This window comes from Streptomyces sp. NPDC000880 (assembly GCF_053599675.1).
The window spans coordinates 1-4,100 of record NZ_JBSFMS010000227.1; the positions used below are offsets into that span (position 1 = coordinate 1).

5 protein-coding genes are annotated in these 4,100 nt (G+C 70.5%); 2 read left to right on the plus strand and 3 right to left on the minus strand.

The features are described from left to right. Nucleotides 1-96: 96 nt before the first annotated feature. From ACWDO5_RS35380 to ACWDO5_RS35390, 3 genes are all read right to left on the minus strand, one after another. Nucleotides 97-681 carry a PepSY domain-containing protein gene (locus ACWDO5_RS35380; protein ID WP_450534630.1) on the minus strand — a complete coding sequence of 195 codons (585 nt, stop codon included), beginning with the start codon at nucleotides 679-681 and terminating at the stop codon, nucleotides 97-99. Nucleotides 682-766: 85 nt separating this feature from the next. Continuing rightward, nucleotides 767-2,074: a sensor histidine kinase gene (locus ACWDO5_RS35385; protein ID WP_450534631.1), complete on the minus strand. Its 1,308-nt coding sequence runs from the start codon at nucleotides 2,072-2,074 to the stop codon at nucleotides 767-769. Further along, nucleotides 2,071-2,763: a response regulator transcription factor gene (locus ACWDO5_RS35390; RefSeq protein WP_450534632.1), complete on the minus strand. Its 693-nt coding sequence runs from the start codon at nucleotides 2,761-2,763 to the stop codon at nucleotides 2,071-2,073. Before ACWDO5_RS35390 ends, ACWDO5_RS35385 begins: the two co-directional genes overlap by 4 nt. Nucleotides 2,764-2,865: 102 nt before the next feature. On the opposite strand from ACWDO5_RS35390, the gene ACWDO5_RS35395 reads away from it, so the two are divergent. Together ACWDO5_RS35395 and ACWDO5_RS35400 are read left to right on the plus strand one after the other, a co-directional pair. Continuing rightward, a complete protein-coding gene (locus ACWDO5_RS35395) occupies nucleotides 2,866-3,345 on the plus strand; it encodes a hypothetical protein (RefSeq protein WP_450534633.1) in 480 nt (159 codons plus the stop codon). Nucleotides 3,346-3,468: 123 nt separating this feature from the next. Continuing rightward, nucleotides 3,469-4,100: SDR family NAD(P)-dependent oxidoreductase (locus ACWDO5_RS35400; RefSeq protein ID WP_450534634.1), on the plus strand; the 632-nt coding region annotated here is incomplete at its 3' end.

Sequence of the window (4,100 nt, forward strand, 5' to 3'; positions counted from 1 at the left end):
CGGCCCGGCGCTGGAAGACCGACTGCTTCACCGTCCAGCCGATGACCCCGCCCCGCTGCAGCGCGACCGTCGCGCGGCAGACCGTGCCGGAGCGGCTCAGCGGTCGTCTCGACCGTGGTTGTCGCCGCCCTTGTCGTCAGTCCCGCTGTGGCGGCTGCCGCTGTCGTCGGTTCCGCCGTGGTGGCCGCTGTCATCGGTCCCACTGTGGTGGCCGCTGTCGTCAGTCCCGCCGCTGCTGCTTGTACTGCTCCTGTCGTCCGGGGCGGAGCTTCGGTCGTCACGGCCGCGATCGTCGCGTGCCTTCTCTTGTTCCGCCCTCATGATCTGGCCGGTTTGCCGGTCGACGTACACCTTGTGCACGATGTCGTCCTTAAGGACCTTCACGCTCCACACCGTGCGGCCGTGCTCGACTTCCTGCTCGACCTCGATGACCTTGCCACCGCCCACGTGGGCGGTGGCGATCTCGCCGGCGTGTTCGTGACTCGCCGACCCGCTCGCGCTCGCGGTCGGACCCGCCGTCACATCGGACGTCGGAGCCGGGGTCGGTACCGCGGTTGTGGCCAGCGACGACGCGCTCCGGGTGGGGGTCACGTCTTGGCTGCCGCCCGCGAGGGCGGTGCCGGTGATCGCGGCGGCGGTGATCACAGCGGCGGTGAGCAGAATCGTGGATGTACGTTTCATTGCGAACCTCCTGCGGATGCCGGTTGATGCTCCGAGGTTCGCCCAAGTCGGGATAGGGCCGCGCTTTGTCAGTGCTAAGAGCGGGCTAAGGCATTCCCTGCGTGGTCGGACCGGGCGCGGGCGGGCCCAGTTCCAGCGTCACCCGGGCACCGCCGGCCGGACTGGTCGCCAGGCCGAGCCGCCCGCCGCTCGTTTGGGCGACGCGGCGGGCGATGTCCAGTCCGAGGCCGGTTGACCCACCCCGGCTCGCCCCGCGCTGGATCTGTTCGGCCGACAGGCCGGGGCCGTCGTCCGCCACGGTCAGCAGGGCTCCGCCGGCTGCCCCGGGCGCCAGGATGACGGCGAACGCGGTGCCCGCCGGGGTGTGGGCGAACACGTTGCCCAGCAGGGCGTCCAGGGCGGCGGCGAGTTCGTCGGCGGGGACCCCGACGGGCAGTGGACCGTCGGCCACCACATCGAGGGTGACTGCCCGGCCGGTGTCCTCGGCCAGTACGGTCCAGAACGCCACCCGGTCGCGTACCACAGTGGTCGCCTCGCACGCTGCGTCGGCGTGGGCGCCCCTACGCCGGCGGGCCTGGCCGATCAGGCCGGTGACCGCCCGTTCGAGGGCGTCCACGCCCATGGTGATGCGGGCGGCGTCGGCGGGGTCGCTCACTGATTCGGCCTCCAGCCGCAGTGAGGTCAGTGGGGTACGCAGCCGGTGGGACAGGTCGGCGACGTGTTCGCGCTCCTCCCGGAGCAACTCCTGGATCCGCCCGGCGAGGTGGTTGAGCGCCCCGGCGACTTCGCGCACCTCCGGCGGGCCGACCAAACGGGCGCGGGCGGTCAGTTCGGCCCGGGCCAGCTGGTGGGACACGGCGGACAGCTCCGCGATGGGGGCGACCAGGGCTCGGCTGAGCCGGTCTGCGACGAGGAGGCCGAGCAGCAGAAGCGCGACGCCGAGGCCTACGAGTACCAGCCAGGCCCGCGCCACGCCGCGGGTCAGTTCAGCGGCGGGCACGAAGCCACGGATCACTGCAGTGCCGTCCGGCCGGCCCAGCACAGCGATCACGAGTTCGCGGCCGTCGGGCCGCTCCACGCTCCGGCTGACTCCCGCTTGGGCCGCGAGCCGCACGGCGGTTGTCCGTGGTGCCGGCGTCCCCAGCACCGATCCGTCGGGGAGGAAGACTGTGACCGGGCCGCGAGACGTGGCGGCCGTCTGCTCGACGCTGAACCGCACGGTGGCCGGGTCGGCGGTCCCCACCACCGAGACCAGACTCTGGGCATCGGCGCTGGCGGCGACGGTGGCGCGGTCCTGCGCAACCGTGCGCAGCAGCAGCGCCAATGGCACCACGAAGGCGAGGAGGGCCAGGCACATGGTGGCCGCGACGAGCAGTGTCAGCCGGCGCCTCATCGCGGGCCCGTGGGTGCGCTCAGCCGGATCCCGACCCCCCGCACGGTGTGCAGGTAGCGAGGCTCTTGTGCGGTTTCGCCGAGCTTGCGACGCAGCCATGACAAGTGGACGTCCACCGTCTTGTCGGCGCTGCCGTAGGGCACCTGCCAGACCTCGGTGAGTAGTTCGCGCTTGCTGACAACCTGCCCGGCCCGGCTCGCGAGATGGTGCAGGAGGTCGAACTCGCGGGGAGTGAGATCAAGCCTGACACCCTCCAGGCTCGCCTCGTGGGCGCCCGGGTTGACGTGCAGATCACCGACGACGACCACGGCCGCGTCGTCCTGGTTGCCGGATCCCCGCCGGAGTACCGCCCGGACCCGCGCACCGAGTTGGGCTGCGGTAAACGGCTTCACCACATAGTCGTCAGCGCCGGCGTCCAGCCCTCGGATGATCTCCGCCTCGTCATCCCGTGCCGTCGCGATGATCACCGGTACCGAGCTGACCGCACGAAGCATGCGCAGCAATTCGATGCCGTCCAGATCGGGCAGACCGAGGTCAAGGACCACGAGATCCGGACGCTCGTCCAGCGCGGTCTGCATACCGCCCATCGCGGTCTGGGCGGCAGCGACCGCGTGCCCGTGCTCGCTCAGAGCACGGATCAGCGGGATCCGTATCGTCGGGTCGTCTTCGATGAGCAGCAGGCGGGCCACAGCGGGCACGCTATCCGAACTGACGAGAAAGCCAACAACGTTAACCGTCTTTTAGGGTTCCCCGGCCCTGCCCTTAACGACCATCGCGGCATAGTCGTGTGCATGCCTCACCGCCCCCTCCTTGCCGTGGCCGGTTGGTTGGCCGCCGCAGTGGCCGCGACGCTCACCGGTCTGGCCGCCGTCCAGTTCATCGGTGACGAAATCACTGCCTCCATCGATGGCGGGGTGCTCACCCCGCAGCAGGTCGAACGGCAGCTCGGAGCGGCGACGGCATCGCCGTCGGACCGTCCGAGCACAGGGCAGCCCTCAGCGACACCGACGGCCGCGCCGACCGCCGCGCCATCCGCCACCGGGGCCAGGAAGGGCTTCACTACCCGGGGCGGGAGGGTCGTCGCCGAGTGCAAGGGCGCGACCGTGTTCCTGGTGTCGTATTCCCCCGCACAGGGCTTCGGCGTCAAAAGCGCCGATCCTGGGCCCGACGAGCACGCCGAGGTGACCTTCGAGGGACCTGCCGGCAAGGTCGAATTCAGGGCGCAATGTGCGAGCGGCCAGCCCACCGCCTCCTGGAAAGAGGATGACTGACCGGGAGATCGTCACTGCACCAGTTGGCCGGCTTCCCGCGCCGGCCTGCCGCATCAGGCGTTCGACGGTGCACCGGGCCACTTCGATGCCTCAGTCGACTGCGGGAAGGGGCAGCGGGGTTTCATGGTCGGCGACCAGTCGTCGTACGGCGTCGACGACTGCGTCGCCGCCCTCGATGTCACCGACACCACCGCCGCCCGGGCCGCCGTCCAGAACGCGGTCGACGCCTTCGGCCGCCTGGACGTCCTCGTCAACAATGCCGGCTACGCCGACGTCGCCTCCATCGAAGACTTCGCCGAGGGCGACTTCCGTGCGCAGATCGACACCAACTTCCACGGCGTGGTCAACCTCTCCAGGGCCGCTCTGCCCGTGATGCGCAAACAGGGCAGCGGCCACATCGTCCAGATCTCCTCCGTCGGCGGACGCGTCGGCACCCCCGGCCTGGGCGCGTACCAGGCCGCCAAATGGGCTGTCGGGGGCTTCTCCGAGGTCCTCGCCAAGGAAGTCGCCTCCTTCGGCATCAAGGTCACCGTCATCGAGCCGGGCGGCATGCGCACCAACTGGGCCGGATCCTCGATGAGCACCCCGCCGATCAGCGACTCCTACAAGCCCGTCATCGAACCCGTCATCGGGTTCCTACGCCAGGCCGACGGCACCCAGCCCGGCGATCCTACCCGGGCCGCCCAAGGACGCGGCCTTCATCGCGCTGGGCGTCTACGCCGTCGCCCTCGCCTACTTCGCGTTCTACAGTCGCC

Bases quoted from the DNA above. Each gene is read 5' to 3' on its own strand.
- ACWDO5_RS35380 (WP_450534630.1), bottom strand. From the start codon at position 681: ATGAAACGTACATCCACGATTCTGCTCACCGCCGCTGTGATCACCGCC.
- ACWDO5_RS35385 (WP_450534631.1), bottom strand. From the start codon at position 2,074: ATGAGGCGCCGGCTGACACTGCTCGTCGCGGCCACCATGTGCCTGGCC.
- ACWDO5_RS35395 (WP_450534633.1), top strand. From the start codon at position 2,866: ATGCCTCACCGCCCCCTCCTTGCCGTGGCCGGTTGGTTGGCCGCCGCA.